The sequence below is a fragment of the Streptomyces hyaluromycini genome, assembly GCF_002217755.1.
In the GTDB taxonomy this organism is placed as follows: domain Bacteria; phylum Actinomycetota; class Actinomycetes; order Streptomycetales; family Streptomycetaceae; genus Streptomyces; species Streptomyces hyaluromycini.
Map to the genome: position 1 here is coordinate 89027 of NZ_BCFL01000022.1, position 19300 is coordinate 108326.

Below are 19300 nucleotides of genomic sequence, written 5' to 3' on the forward strand. Positions count from 1 at the left end.
TGGGGGGACAGGCGGACGGCCGTGACCGCGGGCGCCGGGCGCCCGTTTCCGGGAGTCCTTGGCGGCCCCCGCGGTGCGATGGATCAAAGCACGCCCGAGGTCCGCGCTTCCAATCAACCAGGGGCCTCACCTGGGAACTTGGGCCACAGAAGGGCTCATCCGTGCAGGCGCGCGCACCGCTTGTCGGCGACTCCTTCACAAGCCGCACTACTTCGCCCCCGCCGCACGGCTTGCCCGCCCGGCGGCGAACCGGGCACTCCGGGCCAAGGGCACGGCAGGGGGCGCGCGGTTGTGCAGATCCACCGCTCCCCGTGACTTGCTTGGGTATGGGATGTGCAGATTCCCTGAAGCAAGGATCCCGGTCCGTGATCGCAACGGACCGTCAGTGATCGATTGCTGACCGTGTCGATCGGGTCCGCTCAGAGGTGCGCAGGCCGTGCTCGCCCGGCCCGCGAGCGCGCCCGATCTCTGATCGCTCATCGTGATGTGGGCGAAGCCCATCCGGCGGCCCGGTCTGGTCGGCACCGCTTCGATCAGGACATCCGAACCGGTCACCGCGTGCCGGAACGAGGTCGGCCGCCGCGCCGTCGGCATCGGCACGAAGCCGCCCCGGGCCGCCGGGGCGGCGACCACCGTCGCCGTGTCGGCCGCAGCCGTCAACTCCTGCCCGACAGCCCGCCGCCCTCCCCGGACAGCCGGTCCGACCAGGGCGGACGCGGAGTCGCCCGGGCCTCGCCCGGCGCCCCGACGGCCGGCCCGAGGCCGAGCGCCCGGGGGGCGAAGCCGACGGAGAGGATCTTGTCGGCTTCCGCGGTGCTCATCGTCATATGGGGGATTGCTCCCGAGGCGGCGGCCCGGCGCGCGGACCTGGCCCACCACGGGCGCGCCATGGCCGATTCATCACCGGGTCAAGGAAGTTGGGAACCGGAATTGAACGCACCACGTGACCCGCCCGTACCTATGGCCATCCAGGCGCCGCTCACGAACGACTGCCCCGCAACGGCAGGCACTCCGTCCCTTGGAGGTCGAGAAGTTTGAGTCACAAGCGAATTCCGAAGCGCAAGGCCGCTATCGCGGTGGGCGGTGTCGCCGCGCTCGGAGCTGCGGCGTTTCTGCTGCCGATGGCCAACGCGTCTCAGGACAACGCCTCCGGCGCCGCCGCAGCCCCCAAGACCCTGAAGGCAACGGGCGCCTCGGACCTCGCCGCGCAGCTCCAGCAGCTGCTCGGCCAGGCCTTCGCCGGGTCTTACTACGACAGCGCCAAGCAGCAGCTCGTCGTCAACGTCGTCAACGGCGACAACAACGTGATCGTCCAGGCGGAGCAGGCCGGCGCGGTCGTCCGCCAGGTGCAGAACAGCACCTCCGAACTGGCGGCCGTCGCCCAGACGCTGAAGACCAAGGCGACCATCCCGGGCACCGCCTGGGCCGTCGACCCGAAGACCAACAAGGTCGTGGTCAGCGCCGACAGCACCGTCACCGGCACCAAGTGGGACACGCTGGAGTCGACGGTCCAGAGCCTCGGCTCGAACATGGCGACCCTCAAGAAGTCGTCCGGCACCTTCAAGACCCTCGTCTCCGGCGGCGACGCGATCTTCTCCCAGGTGCAGAACGGCACCGTCCGCTGCTCCCTCGGCTTCAACGTCACCGCCTCGGACGGCACCCCCGCCTTCCTGACGGCCGGTCACTGCGGTGTCGCCGCCAAGGACTGGTCCGACTCCGAGACCGGCCAGCCGATCGCCACCGTGGACCAGGCCCAGTTCCCCGGCAACGGCGACTTCTCGCTCGTCAAGTACAACGACCCCGCCACCCAGACGACCAGTGACGTCAACATAGGCAACGGCCAGACCGTCGCCATCAACCAGGCCGTCGACGCCACCGTCGGCGAGACCGTGTTCCGGATGGGCTCCACCACCGGGCTGCACGACGGCCAGGTCACCGGCCTCGACGCCACCGTCAACTTCCAGAGCGAGACCGACCCCAACGGCGTCGACACCGTCACCGGTCTCATCCAGACCAACGTCTGCGCCGAGGCCGGCGACAGCGGCGGCTCGCTGTTCACCCAGGACGGCGGCGCGGTCGGCATGACCTCCGGCGGCAGCGGCGACTGCACCGCCGGCGGCGAGACCTTCTTCCAGCCGGTGACCGCCGCCCTGACGGCGACCGGTGCGACCCTCGGCGACGCGGGCGCGGGCGCCGGTGACGCCGGTGCCACGGCCGACCCGTCCGCCACCGCCGGCGACCAGGCCGGCGGCGACCAGATCGGCGGCACCGCCGACCCGTCCGCGACGGCTGTCGACCCGTCCGCGACGGCTGTCGACCCGTCCGCGACTGCCGTCGACCCGTCCGCGACGGCCGGCGACCAGAGCGGCACCGGCGACGCCACTGGTACCGGCGACGCCACCGGCACGGGCGACGCCACCGGTACCGGCGCGGACGGCACCTCGTCGTCCAACTGACCCATCGCGCGGCCCATCAGCGATTCCCGGCCGACGGTGGACGGTCCGGCCCTCCGGCGGGAGGGCCGGACCGAATCGTTTCCGGCGAGGGCCGGGCGAGGCTCAGTGTTCGGCCTCCGCCCGCAGCAACAGCACCGCGACGTCGTCGACACGCTCCTGCGCCGCCGCACTGTGCCGCACGAGCGTGTCGGCGAGCTTGTCCAGAGGCTGGTCGCCGCTCTCCGAGAGCAGTTCCCCCAGGTCGACCAGGGCGTCCTCGATGTCCACACCGGGGGACTCGACCAGCCCGTCGGTGTAGAGGGCGAGCACCGAGCCCGGCGCCAGCGACACCTCGGTCGTCGGGTACGTCGCCTCCGCGTCGATGCCCAGCAGCGGGCCCCCGGCCAGGTCGAGCACCCGCACCCGCCCGTCCGGACGTCTCAGCAGCGGCGGTGGATGCCCTGCCCGGGCCATCACCGCGCGCCCCCGCTCCGGATCCAGCCGCAGGTACAGACAGCTCGCGAACAGATCGGCGCCGGAGTCGATCAGCAGCCGGTTGGTGCTGCGCATCACCTCCGCCGGCGTCTGCCCGACACTCGTGAACGCCCGTACGCCGGTACGGATCTGGCCCATCAGCCCGGCCGCCGTCACGTTGTGCCCCTGCACGTCCCCGATCACGGCCGCCGCCAGCGGCCGGGTGGGCACCAGGTCGTAGAAGTCGCCGCCGATCTCCATGCCGTGCATGGCCGGCAGATAACGGGCGGCCGCCTCGATGCCCGCCGGCGGCGCCAGCGAGTGCGGCAGCAGAGCCGCCTGGAGACCGTGCGCCAGCTGGTTCTTCGCGTCGTAGAGCAGGGCCCGCTCCAGCGCCTGCGCGACCAGCCCGCCGAGGCTGGTGAGCACGGCACGCTCGTCGGCGGGGAAGGCGTGCGGCTCGGCGTAGGCGAGGACACAGGTGCCCACCGGCCGGCCCGACGCGATCAGCGGCAGATACGCCCAGGCCGCGAACCCGTCCGGGGTCTCGTTCCGGTCCGGATACAACCGCTCCAGCTGCTGCTTCGACTCGAAGAACGCCGGTACGCCGGTGTTGAGGACATGGGTGCCGGGCGTCCGCTCGGCCAGCGGAAGGCCGTCGAATCGCTCCACGGTCCGCGGATCCTCGTACCCGCGCTGCCCCAGCACGTGCAGCCGCCCGCTCCGTGACCCGAGGACCACCAGGGCCTGGCTGCCGACGGCCGGGGCGACCTCGTCCGCCACCAGCTGCACCACGTCCTGCACCCCGACGGCCTCCGTCAGCGCCCCGGTCAGGCTCAGCACCTGGGAGATGGTGACCAGCCGGGGGGACGGCGACGCATCCGCGCGCGGCGCCGCGCCCACCATCTCGGCGACCGCCCGCGCCCGGCTGATCCGGGTGGTCAGCCCGGTCGTGCTCGGATACATCCGGAACGACAGCCAGTCGCCCGGCGGCCTCAGCGCCACGAACGACGTCACATGCTGGCTGATCAGCGCCGCCCGGTAACGGTCCTCGTACATCGGGTCGTTCAGCCACGGCACCGAGACCCACGGCTGGGTGCCGAGCAGATCGTCGACGTGCACGCCGAGCAGCTCGGCCGCCGCCGCGTTGGCGAACGCGACCCGCCCGTGCAGATCGAGCGAGGCCAGCCCGTACGGCAGCCGCCCCACCATCCGCGCCGCCTCCACCGTGCCGAGTGTGCCCGCCACGCCCGACGGCGGCGCCGCCAGCAGATCCGGTTCGGCGGGCAGCATCCGGTTCTGCCGGGCGGCCCGCTCCAGCCGCACCGCCAGCCGGTCGCACGCCGCCGTCAGCGACTCCCGCTCCCGGTCGGAGAGCACCGTCGGATGGGCACCGGGCCAGGTCACGTACACCGCCCCGTACACCGTGTCCGCCGTCGCCACGGGCAGCGCGGCCAGCGCGAACGCGTACGGCAGTACCACCGCGATGCGCGGGTACCGGCGCGCCATGTCCTCCTCGCCGCCCACCCACACCAGCCGCCGCTCGCGCACCGCCTCCGCGACCGGGATCGGCGAGCTCAGCCCGACCCGCTCCCAGGGCGCCACGAACGCCCGGGGCAGACCCGCCGTCACCGCCATCTCCAGGACCGGCTCGTCCGCCGCCAGCAGATAGACCCCGCCGGAGTGCGCCTGGACCTCCTCCAGGATCGAGGCCAGCGCCAGCGACAACAGCGGCCGGCCGGAGCGGGGGTCGGCGGCCGCCGGCGCCTCGACGCCCGGCTCCGCTCCCGCCGGAGGCGCCCCCATCCCGTCGGACACGCCCGACCACCTCCTCGTCCGGCCGCGCGTCGCGTCCTCGGGATCAAGGCTCCCTCGTGGCGGCGACCGGCGCACGGCGAGAGCTGCGGCGACGCACGCACCGGGCTGCCTCCGGGTACCCCGTCCGCCCCGGCACATTCCCCCCTGGCCGAAGCACGCGGCAGGCGTACGGGCGCCGGGTGCGCGCCACCCAGGGCGGGACCGCGCCACGGAGCGGGCCGGCACGGGGGAGCCGCCGTTCGCGACGGCGCGTCGGACGGTGTCCCCGAGGCACCGGCGGTTCCGGTCGCGGCCCGGTCGCGGACCGTCATGTCCGTCACGAGACCGCCGTGCGAAGCGCACGGGACAGCAGATGTTCGGTGCGTTTCGGGCGCACTCGCCCCCCGCCCTCCACGGAACGGTCACAGGGGCTGCGCAGACGCCTCATAAGCGCTGTAATGGCGGCGTGGTCAGTGAGGGCGCTGCGGTACGCGGAACGAGAACCGATCGCGCCGAAATCGCCCTCGAAACGCTCACTGGCGATCCCGGCGCACCCGATCGGCTCCGCCGCGTTCTCGAACAGGCACTGGTGTTCGCCGGCGCGGCCTTCGCCGGGGTGTACACGCCCGGCGACGACGGCACCATGCTGCGCCTCGCCGAGTCGGCGGGCCTGCCCCGCACCCTGTACGGGCTGCGCGACGCCTACCCGGCCATCGGGCGGTCCCCGGCGGCCGAGGCGTACGGCAGCGGGCGGTCCGTCTGGCTCGCCCCCGACGAGCTGGCCGACTGCCCGGAGGCGCGGCGGACCCCGTCCCAGGAGTTCTGGCTCGCCGCCCTGCCGCTGCCCGGCGGCGCCGGACTCCTCGTCGCCGTCAGCGAGCGGGACGACGGATTCGGGCCCGAGGACCGCGCCTGCCTGCACCTGGTCGCCGACGCGATCGCCCTGCCCGCCCCGCTCCCCTCGGCCACCGACACCGGCGAGCTGCCCGCGGACGCCTTCAGCCTCGCCATGGACACCGGCCGGATCGCCGTCGGCGACGGCATCCTCGACCTCTTCCGGATGGGCCGGGACGAGTTCGACGGCAAGGTCGAGACGCTGCTGGGCCGTACCGTGCCCGAGGACGTGCCCGCCCTGATGTCCGTCGTCGAGGCCGACCACATGTCCATCGGCGACCGCGAGCTGGAGTTCCGGATCCTGCAGCCCTCCGGCCCGCCCAAGTGGCTGCGGCTGCGCGGCCGTCTGGTGCCCGGCGGCGAGGGGCGTCCGGCCCGGCTGGCCGGCACCGTCGCCGACGCCTCCACGTTCCGCACGGACGTCACCGACGTGGCCCGCGTCCAGCAGCTCGCCGCCGCCCTGGCCACCGCCGGCACCGTCAAGGACGTCAGCCAGGCCGTCGTCACCGCCCTGCGCGCGCCGCTCAAGGCGGACCGGATCGCCCTGGCCGAACTGGAGAACGAGCGCCTCGTCGTCATCGTCCTCGACCCGCCCGAAGCCGAGTCCTGGCCCGAACTCTGGCGCAGCGAGTGGCGCACCGAATGGCCCGACGCACCCGTGCGCTCCATGCCCACGCTCGCCACCGCCCTGCGCGAGGGCCGGGCCCAGATCTGGCCCGCGGCGGCCGCCCTGGAACCCGCGCTCGCCGAGGTCGGCCCCGGCGGCCTGGCCATCCTTCCGCTGCCCGCCGGCGGCCGGATGGCCGGCGCCTGCCTGATCGGCTGGGACAGCCCGCACGACTTCGGCCCCGACGAACGCGCCCTGCTCACCGCCTCCGCCGGCCTCGCCGGCGAGGCCCTGATGCGCGCCCATTCCTTCGACGCCGAGCACGAACTCGTCGGGATGCTCCAGCGCACCCTGCTGCCGCGCCGGCTGCCCGGCCTGCCCGGCGGCGAAGCCGTCGCCCGCTACCTGCCCACCACCGTGGGCCTGCAGGTCGGCGGCGACTGGTACGACGTGATCCCGCTGTCCGACAACCACGTCGCCCTCGTCATCGGCGACGTCCAGGGCCACAACGCGAGCGCCGCCGCCCTCATGGGCCAGATGCGTACCGCCCTGCGCGCCTACGCCGCCGAGGGCCACACCCCCGACGTCGTCGTCTCGCACGCGAACCGGCTCCTCCTGGACATGGAGAGCGACCTCTTCGCCACCTGCTGCTACGTCGACGTCGACATGGAGGACGGCACCGCCTGGTGCGTGCGCGCCGGACACCTGCCGCCCGTCCTGCGCCACCCGGACGGCACCACGCGGATCACCGAGACCGAGGGCGGCCCCCCGCTCGGCGTGCTCGGCCAGACCGAGTTCCCGATGACCCAGCTCAGCCTGAGCCCCGGCGCCATGCTCGCGCTCACCACCGACGGCATGGTCGAGTCACCCGACACCGACATCGACGACGGCATGGAGCGCTTCGCCCGCGACCTCGCCGGCACCGACCCCGCCCAGCTGGGACTGGCCGCCGACGCCCTGCTCGGCAACGCGCACCGCGCCGACGACGTCGCCCTGCTGCTGATGCGCTACGACGGCATGGCCGTACGCCCGCTGCGCGAGAGCTGGACGGTCTGGCGGGTCCCGGAGGCCGCCCGGCACGCCCGCCGCTTCAGCCGCCGTGTGCTGCGCTCCTGGGACGTGACCGACGAGGGGATGGACGCCGCCCTGCTGGTGGTCTCCGAACTCGTCACCAACGCCCTCATCCACACCGACGGGCCGGTCCGGCTCGACCTGACCCTGGTCGACCACCGGCTGCGGATCGCGGTGGCCGACGCCTCGCCGCGCAGCCCCGTGAAACCCACCAACATCGGCTGGGAGGCCACCGGCGGGCGCGGCATCCTCCTGGTGGAGGCCGTGTCGGCGGCCTGGGGGACCGTGCCGGCCAGCGGCGGCAAGCAGGTGTGGGCGGATCTCGTCCTGGAGGACTGAGCCCCGCCGGCCCCCGCTCTCGACAGGCGGCGCGGGCCGACCCTCCTTAGTGTCCTTGACGTGGCACACACCTTCGAAGAACTCGTGGCGAAGCACCGCGCGGCCGACGCGGCCCACGAAAAAGTCCTGGAACTGCGGGACACCTACGGGCCACCGGCCCGGCAGCAGTCGGGCGGCGCCCAGTCGGAGACCTACGAGACCGCCCTGCGCGCCTGGCGCGACCTGGCCCGCGACGAACTGACCGCGGTGAACGAGTTCGCCCGCGACGAGGGCCGGTCGAGGGCCGAGGTGGAGGCGGAGGTGGAACGCGCGGCGGCCTGGCCGGAGGACTCCTGAACCGCGGGACGAACCGGGCTGGACACCGTTACCGGGTACCTCGCGGTCACACGGCATCCGCCCCAGGGCCATACTGTCGTAACCCATCAGGAAAACAGAAGAACGTCTCAATCAGATGTTCACCTATAAGGTGTAGCGAATGAAGGCTTTGGTGCTATCCGGCGGTGCCGGAACCCGGCTGCGGCCGATCACCCACACATCGGCGAAACAGCTCGTACCGGTGGCGAACAAACCCGTGCTGTTCTACGGGCTCGAATCCCTTGCCGCCGCGGGCGTCACAGAGGTCGGGATGATCGTCGGCGACACCGCCGCCGAGATCGAGGAGGCGGTCGGCGACGGGTCGAAGTTCGGCCTGCGCGTCACCTACATCCCCCAGGAGCACCCGCTGGGCCTCGCCCACGCGGTGCTCATCGCGCGGGAGTTCCTCGGTGACGACGACTTCGTGATGTACCTCGGCGACAACTTCATCGTCGGCGGCATCAGCGGACTGGTCGACGAGTTCCGCGAGACCCGTCCCGACGCCCAGATCCTCCTCACCCACGTGCCCAACCCGCGGGCCTTCGGTGTCGCCGAGCTCGACGCCGACGGCCAGGTGATCGGCCTGGAGGAGAAGCCGCAGGAGCCCAAGAGCGACCTCGCCCTGGTCGGCGTCTACCTGTTCACGCCGGCCATCCACGACGCCGTACGCGCCATCAAGCCGTCCTGGCGCGGCGAGCTGGAGATCACCCACGCCATCCAGCACCTCATCGACCAGCGCGCCGACGTGCGCTCCACGGTGATCAAGGGCTACTGGAAGGACACCGGCAACGTCGTCGACATGCTGGAGGTCAACCGGACCGTCCTGGAGGGCCAGGAGCCGCGCATCGACGGCGAGGTCGACGAGGCCAGCCAGATCGTCGGCCGCGTGGTCGTCGAGGCCGGTGCGCGCGTCACCAACTCCCGGATCGTCGGCCCGGCCGTGATCGGCGCCGGAACCGTCGTCGGCGACTCCTACGTGGGCCCCTTCACGTCGATCGCCGAGAACTGCCGGATCACCGAGAGTGAGCTGGAGTTCTCCATTGTGCTGCGGGACTCCTCCATCGACGGGGTGGGCAGGATCGAGTCCTCGCTGATCGGCCGGCATGTCGAGGTGACCCCGGCAACCGGCACCCCCAGCGCCCACCGCCTCGTTCTCGGAGACCACAGCAAGGTGCAGATCCGTTCATGAATCTCCTCGTCACCGGCGCCGCCGGCTTCATCGGCTCCACGTACGTCCGCGGCCTGCTCGCCGCCGACACGCCCGACGCGCCGCACATCACCGTGCTGGACAAGCTCACCTACGCGGGCACGCTGACGAACCTGCCCGCGTCGCATCCGCGCCTGACCTTCGTGCAGGGCGACATCTGCGACGCCGAGCTGGTCGACAAGCTCATGGCGGAGGCCGACCAGGTCGTGCACTTCGCGGCCGAGTCGCACGTCGACCGCTCCATCGACGGCGCCGGCGCGTTCGTCCGCACCAACGTGGTCGGCACCCAGACCCTCCTGGACGCGGCCCTGCGGCACGGCGTCGGCCCGTTCGTGCACGTCTCCACCGACGAGGTCTACGGCTCCATAGAGACCGGCTCCTGGCCCGAGAGCCACCCGCTCCAGCCGAACTCGCCGTACTCCGCCTCCAAGGCCTCCTCGGACCTGCTCGCGCTGGCCTTCCACCGCACCCACGGCCTGGACGTCCGCGTCACCCGCTGCTCCAACAACTACGGGCCGCACCAGTTCCCCGAGAAGGTCATCCCGCTCTTCGTGAGCAACCTCCTCGACGGCAAGAACGTGCCCCTCTACGGCGACGGCAGCAACGTCCGCGACTGGCTGCACGTCGAGGACCACTGCCAGGGCATCGACCTGGTCCGCACCGACGGCCGGGCCGGCGAGGTCTACAACATCGGCGGCGGCACCGAGCTCAGCAACAAGGAGCTCACCGGGCTGCTCCTGGAAGCCTGCGGCGCCGACTGGGACCGCGTCGACCGCGTCGCCGACCGCAAGGGCCACGACCAGCGCTACTCCGTCGACTGGAGCAAGATCCACGACGAGCTGGGCTACACCCCCAAGCACGACTTCACCTCCGGCCTCGCCGACACCGTCGCCTGGTACCGCGACAACCGGGACTGGTGGGAGCCGCTCAAGGAGCGCGCCGCCCTGGAGTCCCGCAAGGAGCAGGAGAAGCACTGATGAAGTGGCTCGTCGCCGGAGCGGGCGGCATGCTCGGCCACGACATGGCCGAGGAACTCGCCCGCCGGGGTGCGGAGGTCGTGGCCCTCGGCCGCGCCGATCTCGACATCACCAGCGCCGACTCGGTGGCGTCGGCGCTCGCCGGGCACCGGCCCGACCTGGTGGTGAACTGCGCCGCGTACACGGCCGTCGACGACGCCGAGACCGACGAGGAGCGGGCCCTGCTGATCAACGGCGAGGGACCGCGCCTGCTGGCCCGTGCCGCCGCCCGGCACGGCGCCCGCCTCGTCCACGTCTCGACGGACTACGTCTTCGACGGCGAGGCCCGCACCAGCCCGTACCCCGAGGACCACCCCACCGCCCCGCGCACCGCCTACGGGCGCACCAAGCTCGCGGGCGAGCGGGCCGTCCTGGCGGAACTCCCGGGCGCGAGCGCGGTGGTCCGCACGGCCTGGCTGTACGGCACGCACGGTAAGAACTTCGTGCGAACGATGATCGAGCTGGAGTCCCGCCGGGACACCCTCGACGTCGTCGACGACCAGCGCGGACAGCCCACCTGGAGCGCCGACCTGGCCGCCCGGATCGCCGACCTCGGCCCCCGTCTCGGCCGGGACGACCGCGCGCACGGCGTCTTCCACGGCACCAACTCCGGTGCGGCCACCTGGTGCGAGCTGGCCCGGGAGGTCTTCCGCCTGCTCGGCGCCGACCCCGAGCGGGTACGCCCCACCACCAGCGAGGCGTTCGTCCGCCCGGCGCCCCGCCCCGCCTACAGCGCCCTCGGGCACGACCGGTGGGCCGAGGCCGGTCTGGAACCGCTGCGGGACTGGCGGCAGGCCCTCGCGGAGGGGCTGCCGCTCATCCGCAAGGAGATGTCCGCCTAAGGCACTTCGCACCAACGCGCCGCAGGGCGGCCGACGGCTCACCGAGCATGTCGGCCGCCCTGTGGTGTTTGGAAATACCGGAGCCCGGCGGTCTTTTTCACGGGCCGTCGTGTTCGCCCCTTGTGGACTGCCCCGCGTCACTACGATGATGCTTTGAATGTCTTGTGGGCCGGGTAGGGAAAGGATTTGTTCCGCGATGTCGATGCGAGCAACCGTGAAGTCCGTGCTGGGTGAGAAGAATGTGCGGAACCTGCGACGACTGAAGCGGCGGCTGTCCGCCCGGCCGGCCCAGCCGGCGAAGCCGACGGGGCTCGACGCGATCTCCGGCGATCTCAACAAACTCGCCCAGCACTTCAAGACCGACAAGTGGGGAATACACCGCTACACCCAGCACTACCAGCGCCACCTCGGACACCTGAGGAACGAGTCCTTCAATCTGCTGGAAATCGGCATTGGCGGCTACAACAGGCCAGGTCAGGGCGGTGCTTCCCTGCGGATGTGGAAGCAGTTCTTCCCGAAGGCGCAGATTTTCGGAATGGACATCCAGGACAAGTCATTTGTCGACGAGGACCGCATCACGACGTTCATCGGAGACCAGTCCGACCCGTCGTCCCTGAACTCGATCGCCGACAAGATCGGTGAGCTGGACGTCATCATCGACGACGGAAGCCACCGCAGTCCGCATGTACTCACGACCTTCGCCACGCTCTTCCCGCGTCTCAAGGACGGTGGCATCTACATCGTCGAGGACACGCAGTCGTCGTACTGGCCCGAATGGCAGGGCAGCGAGGACCTCGATGCCGCGCACACCAGTATGGGGATGCTGAAGCGGCTGACCGACGGCCTGAATTACGAGGAATTCGTGACCGAGAACTACCAGCCGACGTACACGGACCTCAATGTCGTCGGCGTGCACTTCTACCACAACCTGGTGATCATCGAAAAAGGCCGGAATGCCGAGGGCAGCAACAAGCGGAGCGCGCTGAAGCAGCGCTACGCGAAGTCCTGACACCACGCCGACCGACGGGGGGCCGGGCCACCGCCCGGCCCCCGTCGCGGTCAGCCGCGCAACCGCTCGTAGTAGGCCACGCAGTCCGCGTACGACGGCAGCAGCCCGGACGCCGCGGCCTCGGCCAGGGACGGTGCCTCCGCGTCCTTCTCCGACAGCACCGGCTCCAGACCCTCGGGCCACTCGATGCCCAGCTCGGGGTCGAGCGGGTCGATGCCGTGCTCGCGGCCCGGCGCGTACCCGGCCGAGCACAGGTAGACCACGGTGGCGTCGTCGGTCAGCGCCATGAACGCGTGGCCGAGGCCCTCCGACAGGAACACGGCGTGCCGGTTCTCGTCGTCCAGCCGGACTGCCTCCCAGCTGCCGAAGGTGGGGGAGCCCACCCGGATGTCCACGATCACGTCCAGCACGGCCCCGCGCACGCACTTGAGGTACTTGGACTGGCTCGGCGGCACATCGGCGAAGTGGATGCCACGCAGCACGCCCCGCCGGGAGACCGAGCAGTTGGCCTGCGCGAGGTCGAGGTCGTAGCCGAGGGCCTCGCGGAACTCCCCGGCCCTGAACCACTCGTGGAAGCTGCCCCGGTCGTCGGGGAAGAGCTTGGGCTCCTGGACCCAGGCGCCTTCGATGCTCAGCGGTCGCACGGTTCTTACTTGCCTTCCTGTCGTGCGGGCTTCCGGCCCCTGCCCAGGGCCCTGACCAGCGCGCGGCGCACCGGCAGCGGGAGCTTGCGGGCCAGTCGGCGGGCGACGCCCGGCCGGGCCTTTGGCCGGGGCGCGGCGGCGGCCTTGGCCTTCTTCGGAGCCGGCTTGGCGACCTTCAGGCCCTCGGGGGAGTTACGGACGACGAGCGGCAGCGTGAAGAAACGCGGCTCGGCGGCGTCCGCGACCAGGCACAGGGCGAGCCGCCAGCCGCCCTGCTGCAGCGACCGCACCGGCAGCGGGGCGTCCAGCACAGCACCGCCGCCCTCGGCGGGCGACAGCGTGGCCGGCACCTCCAGCACCTCGGCGGCGGGCTTCGGACCGGTCAGCCGGACCGCCGCCTTGACGTCGCCGGTGACGTGGAACGGCAGCACGGCGCGCAGCCGGTCGCCGGCGACGGTGAAGTCCTCGGGCCGGAACTCGCCGAAGCCGAGCCGCTTGCCCGCCTGGTCGACGTCCAGGGCGAAGTTGTTCTTGACCGTCCAGTACGGCAGCACCCGGTGGCCGCCGACGACACCCGGGACGGGCAGCGCGGGGAGCGGGTCCTTGGACACCGGGAACAGCCGGTGCTCTCGCGTCCAGCCGCCGATCGTCAGGCGCACGAACGCGTCCCACAGCCCGGGCGGCAGCGGGGTGCCGCTGGCGGCGGTGGCCGGGTTCACGGCGGCGGTGGCCTTCACGACCAGGCGGACGCGGTCCGGCTCGCCCTCCACGGGCAGCGTCTCGCGGGTGATCTCGACCGGCTGGAAGAACTGCGCGTGCGTCTCGCGCTCGCGCATCATCAGGTCGACCCTGGCCCTCGCGAAGCGGGCGGCGGTGCCGCGCTCCAGCCGGGCGATCGCCTCCGCGGCCGTGGCGGCCGGGCCCTCGGGCTCGGTGCCCGAGGTGTCGGCCGGGTAGGTCTTGGGCGCGCCGCCGACGGCGTACTCGGCGCTGAACTCGATCTTCAGGGCGTCGCCGTCCCAGGTGACGCTCTGCGCGGCCGTCGAGGGGGCGATGGCCGCCTCCCACTCGGCGACGGCGAGCACGTCCTCGTAGCGGCCGGCGCCGGCCAGCTCGGTGACCACTCGGTGGGCCGGCTCAAGGAGGACGAACACGGAGGGGCCCATGCGCTCGGCGATCACCTTGTGGATCTCGTCGAAGAGCTCCCTGCGGTAGTCGTCCGGCAGCTTCACGAACCGGTTGCCGCGCAGCCGCTCGCCCATCTCGCTGCGCAGCCAGCGGCGGAACATGAGGTCGCGCCGGTGGCCGGGCTCGGTGTAGCGCTCGACGACGTCGAGGGCCTCACGGAGGTTCGCGAAGTAGCCGACCGGGTCGAAGCGCTGGAAGCCGGCGTTGGAGGCGTCGTCCCGCTTGAGGTGGTAGTAGCAGACATAGTCGCTGAGCACGGAGATGTTCGACGCGCGCAGGTACGCCTCGGCGACGAAGACATGGTCCTCCAGCCGCCTGCGGCCCTCGGGGAAGCGCAGCCCGATGCGGTCCAGGAAGGACCGGCGCAGCATCTTGTGCGGGGTCAGGCTGTCCATCAGCGGGGCGTTCTCGACGGTGGCCCGCGGGTGGTTGCGCCGGAACAGCTCCACCGGCACCGGTCGGCCCTTGCCGGCCATCTTGCCGATGATCAGGTCGGCCTCGTTCTCGACGCCGTAGTTGTACATCCGCTCCAGGGCCTCGTCGCCCAGGAAGTCGTCGTTGTCGACGAACATCACGAACTCGCCCTTGGACGCGGCGATGCCCACGTTGCGGGGCTTGCCGGACCAGCCGGAGGGCTCCTGGTGGATGACGTGCACGTGCGGGTGCTCGGCGGCGACGGCGTCGAGCCGGGCCGGTGTCTCGTCGCTGGACCCGTCGTCCACGAAGATCACTTCGTACTCGTCGCTCGGCAGCGACTGCCGCAGCACCGAGGCGATGCAGTCCTCGATATAGGGCCCCGGGTTGTACACAGGGACGACAACACTGACTTTGACCGGCATCCGGCTTCCTAGCCCCCTGGGATAAGCCGCCCATTTGCCTGGACGGCATCTACTTGTGGGCGAATGCTAACCCGGCCCTGTCCTCGGGCGGATCCCGCCTGAGGGTAAGACCGGGTTGTGAAGCGTCATCCGTGCGTCAAAAGACCTGCTCAGACGGGGTCTCGGTCGTGGTCCGAGCCGCGGTGCCGGTCGCGGTCCGGGTCGCGGTCTCAGCCATGGGTCTTGGCGAGCAGCTCCAGGACCTCGGCCGTGCTGCCGGACTCGCCGAGCCGCGGGAAGATCCGCTCGACGCTGTTGCGGTGCGCCTCGGCGTCGGCGTCGGCCATCGCGTCCGTCGCGAGCGTCACGTGGTAGCCGTGCGCGTAGGCGTCGCGGGCGGTGGACTCCACGCCGATGCTGGTGGCGATGCCGGTCAGCACGATCTGGGTGACGCCCCGGCGGCGCAGCTGGACGTCCAGGCCGGTGCCGTGGAAGGCGCTCCAGTTGTGCTTGGTGACGTGGATGTCGCCGTCGCGGCCGGAGAGCTCGTCGACGACGACGTCCCAGCCCTCCGGGAAGGCGAGGCCGCGCGCCTGGCGCTCGGTGCGGCCCGGGACGGCGTCGGCGAAGTCGGCGGCGAAGGAGACCCGGACCAGGACCACGGGCAGGTCCTGGGCGCGGAAGGCGTCGGCGAGCTCCACCGTGCGGGCCACCACCTCGGGTCCGGTGTGCGGCTGGGTGGGCATGCCCACGATGCCCTGCTGGAGGTCGATGACGACAAGGGCGGTGCGCGGGTCGAGCGTGCTCAGAGACATGGGGCGGATCAGGCCTTTCGGGGGGCTTGACGGGGTTGGGGGGTGAGCCGGGCCAGCGAGCGGTCCGGCAGGGTGATCGCCAGCAGCAGTGCCGAGCCGGCGAGCATGAACAGGGCCAGGCCGTGCAGCCCGACCGTGGCGGCGCGGTGCGGGTAGAACGCCGCGGTGGCGGCGGAGGCACCCGGCGCGCCGAGGTGCATGAAGGTGCGCAGCAGTCCGGCGGCGGAACCGATCCGCTCTGGGTCGGCCTGCCGGTACAGCGCGGTCACCAGCCACACCGTCTCGTCGGGCGGGGCCCCGAAGGCGATGCCGATCGGCACCAGGGCCACCGCGATCATCGAGGAGTTGATCGGGTTCAGTACGGAACCCAGGACCATCGGCGCGATCAGCCGCCGGTCGAATCCGGCGGGGGCCGTGCGGGTGTCCTCGCGGGTGCCTGCGGTGAGCCTCGGTATCACGGGCGGGACAGTCGTTCCAGCAGCTCGATCGCGGTGAGCAGGGCCTGCCGCTCGTCCTCCGTGTACCGGTCCTGGAAGGCGCGGGCCAGCCACTCGTCGCGCGCCTGCCGGTTGCCCTCGACACGGGCCTGGCCGGCCTCGGTCAGGGTGACCAGCTGGCGACGGCCGTCGGTCGGGTCGGGGCTGCGGCGGATCAGGCCCTGCAGGTCGAGCGCGGCCAGGGTGGCCGCCATCGACTGCGGGCGCACCCCTTCCGCGGAGGCCAGCGCACTGGCCGTGGCCGCGCCGTGCTTCGACACCAGGGTGAGAGCCGACTCCTGCGACGGGGTGAGGTCCGCGTCCTGGGCGACCTCGCGGATACGGCGGCGCATCCTGCTGAACATCACGCGCAGGTCGCGCGCCGCGCGGGTCGCGGAATCGGAGATCTCTGCCATGCGCCCACCGTAGAACCGCCAGTCGCAACTGTCCAGCTGGAACTGTCCAGTCCGGACTGTTAAGCCTGGGCTGAAGATCTCGACGGGGGCCCTTGGCCTACGCTGGCCTGGTGCGCCTGCTCCTGACCTCCGACACGCACCTTCCGCTGCGCGCCAAGCGGCTCCCGGACCAGCTCCTCGCCGAGCTCCCGCGCGCGGACGTCGTCCTGCACGCCGGCGACTGGGTCGACGAGGCCACCCTCGACCTGCTGGAGAGCCGAAGCCGCCGCCTCATCGGCGTGTACGGCAACAACGACGGCCCGGGCCTGCGCGCCCGGCTCCCCGAGATCGCCCGCGCCGACCTGGGCGGCCTGCGCTTCGGGGTGATCCACGAGACCGGCCCCGCCCAGGGCCGGGAGGCCCGCTGCGCCGCCCGCTTCCCGGACCTGGACGTCCTGGTCTTCGGGCACAGCCACATCCCGTGGGACAGCGCGGCCCCGGGCGGCCTGCGGCTGCTCAACCCCGGCTCCCCGACCGACCGCCGCCGCCAGCCCGACTGCACCTACCTCACGGCGACCGTCGCCGACGGCGCCCTCGCCGAGGTGACCCTGCACCGGCTGCCGCCGCGCCGGCCGGCGCCGTGACGCGACGCACGGACGATCTCCGGGGGACCCGTCAGGGTGCGATCCCGACCCCGTCGATCCTGCTCCACCGCTTCTCCTGCGCCGCCGTCATGGCGGGCCAGTGCAGCCCGCCCGGCCGCGGCCGGACCCGGGAGGCGTAGGAGGCGGGGCGGAACTCCGGGTCGTAGAAGCAGCCCGTGGCGTAGGTCCGGTCGAACGCGGCGCACGAGTCCGCGATCGTCCCGGGCGTCGGCTTCCGGCCCGTGCGCACCCAACCGTCCAGCGCCGCAATGGAGTCGGCGTACTCCGCGTCGCTCAGCGCACTGTGCTCGGACTCGTGGGTGAACGTCTGCACGAGGTACCGGTCCCGGTGCGCGCCGCGCAGGGTGGCCCGGTAGGCCGCCTCGTGCTCCACGAACGCCGTCGGATCGTCGATCGCGTGCAGCGTGAGCACCGGGATCGACACCGTGCCGGTGAGATCACTGTCGTAGGACAGGTCGCGTACCGCCGTCGGATCGGCGCTGAACCGCCCGACCCCGGCGTTGAGCGCCTCGTCGTCGTGCGACCCCGAGTACCGCACGCCCTGGTTCGAGAACGGATCACGGCCGCCGAGCCGGTCGTGCACGATGTCCCGGAACGTGAAGACCGCGAACCGCAGATGCGACTCCAGGGTGCGCTCGGGGACGCCGGTGACGGCGAGGATGTCGTCGAGGTTGCGCTGCTGGAGGGCGGTGCGCTCCTGCGGGGCCGAGGCGTAGCCCGTGCACTCCTGGAGCCGGGCGCGCAGTCCGGCCGTCGTCAGCGTCGAGTCCGCGCGCAGCCCCTGCCACAGCGGGTACTGGGGTTCGGTCGGCCGGGGCATGTTGCGGCAGTAGTACTGGTAGACGACGCGGAGGTCGACGCGGTAGTCGTAACCCCGGGACCCGCCGCCGAGGACACCGCTGGTGAGCAGCGCCCCGTCGTAGGGTCCGCCCCGCCTGCCGTACACCTCGACGACCTTGGCGGCGACGTCCCCGCCCCAGGACTGGCCGTGCACATAAGTCCGCCGCGGCTGCCCGAAGTTCGCGACGAACAGCCGGCGCACGTTCTCGGTGTCCTCGGCGGCCATGCGGGTGCCGTAGCCGCCCCTGCGGTACGACGAACCCGCCCAGGCGTACCCCTCCTTCACCATCACCGACCAGCGGGCCAGGTCGTCGACGCTGCGCGCCGGGTCCGAGCCGGTGCCGAGGTCGGGGCCGCCGTGGGCGTGCACGACCAGGGAGCCGTTCCAGTGCTCGGGGACGGCGATGGCGTAGTAGGCGCCGTGCGCGTCCTGGCCGGTGTAACAGGTGGCCCTGCCGTCGAGTTCCGCCGGGCAGGAGACGGCGGCCGGCGGTGCTGTCTCCGCCTGCGCGGGAGGGGCGCCGGCGAAGGCGGCGGTGAGGGCCGCCGCCAGCGAGGCGAGCAGTCCGGTACGCCGGTGGCGGCTGGTCCGGCGGACCCGTGCGGGGGTTCTCGACCTGTCCAAGGCGCGGCTCCCTGTCCTCGGCGGCGCACCTTCGCGCCGTCCGCGGCGATGCTAGGGAACGGGCCGGGACCCGAACCATGGCCCGGGCGTTGTGTTCATAGTGTTCGGCGGACGGAACACCTCACCGGAGCCCCGCGCGGTGCCGCCGGCGCCGGCACAGCCGTGCCGCCGCCACCGTGAGCACGGCGAGCACGGCGGCCACCGCCGCGGCCCGCTTGGCCACCGGCACCCCGGCCGTACGCAGCAGGTCGAGCGGCTGGGCCGGTACGGCGTCCCCGAAGTCCTCGCCCGGCGGCTCCGGTTCGCCGCCGGGGCCGGGCGGTCGCTCGGCCAGCCGGGCCGCGAGGCAGTCCGCGAACTGTCCCACCAGCCGGTCGCCCACCTCCGACAGCACCCCGCGCCCGAACTGCGCGGGGCGGCCGGTCACCGTGAGGTCGGTGCGGACCGACACCGCGGTACCGCCGTCGCGTTCGGCGAGCGTCGCGGTGACCTTCGCCCTGGCCGTGCCCTGCCCGCGGGTCTCCCGGCCGCTCGCCACCAGCACCATCCGGTGCGCCGACCCGTCCTGCTCCTCGAAGACCGCCGTGCCCCGGTAGGCCACCGTGACCGGGCCGACCCTGACCTTCACCGAGCCGGTCACCGTCCTGCCGTCGTAGTCCTCGACCACCGCGCCCGGCAGACAGGGCGCGACCCGCTCGATGTCCAGAAGCGCGTGCCAGGCCTCGTCGACCGGGACGGGGACGGTGAACTCGTGGTGCAGTTCCATGACTCACTCCTCCTGGCGGTCAG

At 72.3% G+C, this 19300-nt stretch carries 15 protein-coding genes and 2 pseudogenes; 8 read left to right on the plus strand and 9 right to left on the minus strand.

Translation table 11 applies throughout. The features are described from left to right. Positions 1-420: 420 nt before the first annotated feature. Positions 421-827: pseudogene (locus SSP29_RS56460) on the minus strand (thioesterase); the annotation flags it as partial. Positions 828-1034: 207 nt separating this feature from the next. Here SSP29_RS56460 and SSP29_RS27240 point away from each other — a divergent pair. Then, complete coding sequence (locus SSP29_RS27240; protein WP_174856012.1) at positions 1035-2456, plus strand: S1 family peptidase; 1422 nt, start codon at positions 1035-1037, stop codon at positions 2454-2456. 102 nt (positions 2457-2558) lie between these two features. On the opposite strand, the gene SSP29_RS27245 is transcribed toward SSP29_RS27240, so the two are convergent. Beyond that, positions 2559-4715, minus strand: coding sequence for a PP2C family protein-serine/threonine phosphatase (locus tag SSP29_RS27245; protein WP_089103776.1), 2157 nt, complete (start codon positions 4713-4715; stop codon positions 2559-2561). 457 nt (positions 4716-5172) lie between these two features. Here SSP29_RS27245 and SSP29_RS27250 point away from each other — a divergent pair, with 457 nt between their 5' ends. From SSP29_RS27250 to SSP29_RS27275, 6 genes are all read left to right on the plus strand, one after another. Continuing rightward, positions 5173-7617, plus strand: coding sequence for a SpoIIE family protein phosphatase (locus tag SSP29_RS27250; RefSeq protein ID WP_245883235.1), 2445 nt, complete (start codon positions 5173-5175; stop codon positions 7615-7617). Between the two features lie 60 nt (positions 7618-7677). After that, on the plus strand, positions 7678-7953 hold the full coding sequence (locus SSP29_RS27255) for a hypothetical protein (RefSeq protein ID WP_089103456.1): 276 nt from the start codon (positions 7678-7680) through the stop codon (positions 7951-7953). A gap of 139 nt (positions 7954-8092) precedes the next feature. Continuing rightward, complete coding sequence (locus SSP29_RS27260) at positions 8093-9160, plus strand: glucose-1-phosphate thymidylyltransferase (protein ID WP_089103457.1); 1068 nt, start codon at positions 8093-8095, stop codon at positions 9158-9160. After that, positions 9157-10155, plus strand: coding sequence for a dTDP-glucose 4,6-dehydratase (gene rfbB / locus SSP29_RS27265; protein ID WP_089103458.1), 999 nt, complete (start codon positions 9157-9159; stop codon positions 10153-10155). Before SSP29_RS27260 ends, rfbB begins: the two co-directional genes overlap by 4 nt. Beyond that, positions 10155-11036 carry a dTDP-4-dehydrorhamnose reductase gene (rfbD, locus tag SSP29_RS27270; RefSeq protein WP_089103459.1) on the plus strand — a complete coding sequence of 294 codons (882 nt, stop codon included), beginning with the start codon at positions 10155-10157 and terminating at the stop codon, positions 11034-11036. Before rfbB ends, rfbD begins: the two co-directional genes overlap by 1 nt. A gap of 196 nt (positions 11037-11232) precedes the next feature. Further along, positions 11233-12045, plus strand: coding sequence for a class I SAM-dependent methyltransferase (locus SSP29_RS27275; RefSeq protein WP_089103460.1), 813 nt, complete (start codon positions 11233-11235; stop codon positions 12043-12045). A 50-nt stretch (positions 12046-12095) separates the two neighbouring features. Here SSP29_RS27275 and rfbC read toward each other — a convergent pair whose 3' ends face one another. The 5 genes and pseudogenes from rfbC to SSP29_RS27300 all read right to left on the minus strand — a co-directional run bounded on the left by rfbC (position 12096) and on the right by SSP29_RS27300 (position 16402). Next, the gene (gene rfbC / locus SSP29_RS27280) at positions 12096-12689 is read right to left on the minus strand and encodes a dTDP-4-dehydrorhamnose 3,5-epimerase (RefSeq protein WP_089103461.1); all 594 of its coding nucleotides are present in this window, start codon (positions 12687-12689) and stop codon (positions 12096-12098) included. Positions 12690-12694: 5 nt separating this feature from the next. Next, entirely contained in the window at positions 12695-14716 is a 2022-nt protein-coding gene (locus SSP29_RS27285) for a glycosyltransferase family 2 protein (protein ID WP_089103462.1), read from the minus strand. 209 nt (positions 14717-14925) lie between these two features. Next, the gene (locus SSP29_RS27290; protein WP_089103463.1) at positions 14926-15510 is read right to left on the minus strand and encodes a hydrolase; all 585 of its coding nucleotides are present in this window, start codon (positions 15508-15510) and stop codon (positions 14926-14928) included. A gap of 254 nt (positions 15511-15764) precedes the next feature. Then, positions 15765-15968 (minus strand): annotated as a pseudogene (locus SSP29_RS61585) (MFS transporter); the annotation flags it as partial. Then, on the minus strand, positions 15965-16402 hold the full coding sequence (locus tag SSP29_RS27300) for a MarR family winged helix-turn-helix transcriptional regulator (RefSeq protein WP_089103464.1): 438 nt from the start codon (positions 16400-16402) through the stop codon (positions 15965-15967). The gene SSP29_RS27300 and the pseudogene SSP29_RS61585, both read right to left, overlap by 4 nt. A gap of 110 nt (positions 16403-16512) precedes the next feature. Here SSP29_RS27300 and SSP29_RS27305 point away from each other — a divergent pair, with 110 nt between their 5' ends. Continuing rightward, positions 16513-17025, plus strand: coding sequence for a metallophosphoesterase family protein (locus tag SSP29_RS27305; RefSeq protein ID WP_089103777.1), 513 nt, complete (start codon positions 16513-16515; stop codon positions 17023-17025). 31 nt (positions 17026-17056) lie between these two features. On the opposite strand, the gene SSP29_RS27310 is transcribed toward SSP29_RS27305, so the two are convergent. Next, positions 17057-18451 carry a hypothetical protein gene (locus tag SSP29_RS27310; protein WP_438363815.1) on the minus strand — a complete coding sequence of 465 codons (1395 nt, stop codon included), beginning with the start codon at positions 18449-18451 and terminating at the stop codon, positions 17057-17059. Between the two features lie 181 nt (positions 18452-18632). Further along, positions 18633-19277, minus strand: coding sequence for an SRPBCC family protein (locus tag SSP29_RS27315; RefSeq protein ID WP_089103466.1), 645 nt, complete (start codon positions 19275-19277; stop codon positions 18633-18635). Positions 19278-19300 lie beyond the last annotated feature (23 nt).

Bases quoted from the DNA above. Each gene is read 5' to 3' on its own strand.
- SSP29_RS27245 (WP_089103776.1), bottom strand. From the start codon at position 4,715: ATGGGGGCGCCTCCGGCGGGAGCGGAGCCGGGCGTCGAGGCGCCGGCG.
- SSP29_RS27260 (WP_089103457.1), top strand. From the start codon at position 8,093: ATGAAGGCTTTGGTGCTATCCGGCGGTGCCGGAACCCGGCTGCGGCCG.
- rfbB (WP_089103458.1), top strand. From the start codon at position 9,157: ATGAATCTCCTCGTCACCGGCGCCGCCGGCTTCATCGGCTCCACGTAC.
- rfbD (WP_089103459.1), top strand. From the start codon at position 10,155: ATGAAGTGGCTCGTCGCCGGAGCGGGCGGCATGCTCGGCCACGACATG.
- SSP29_RS27275 (WP_089103460.1), top strand. From the start codon at position 11,233: ATGTCGATGCGAGCAACCGTGAAGTCCGTGCTGGGTGAGAAGAATGTG.
- SSP29_RS27285 (WP_089103462.1), bottom strand. From the start codon at position 14,716: ATGCCGGTCAAAGTCAGTGTTGTCGTCCCTGTGTACAACCCGGGGCCC.
- SSP29_RS27290 (WP_089103463.1), bottom strand. From the start codon at position 15,510: ATGTCTCTGAGCACGCTCGACCCGCGCACCGCCCTTGTCGTCATCGAC.
- SSP29_RS27300 (WP_089103464.1), bottom strand. From the start codon at position 16,402: ATGGCAGAGATCTCCGATTCCGCGACCCGCGCGGCGCGCGACCTGCGC.
- SSP29_RS27315 (WP_089103466.1), bottom strand. From the start codon at position 19,277: ATGGAACTGCACCACGAGTTCACCGTCCCCGTCCCGGTCGACGAGGCC.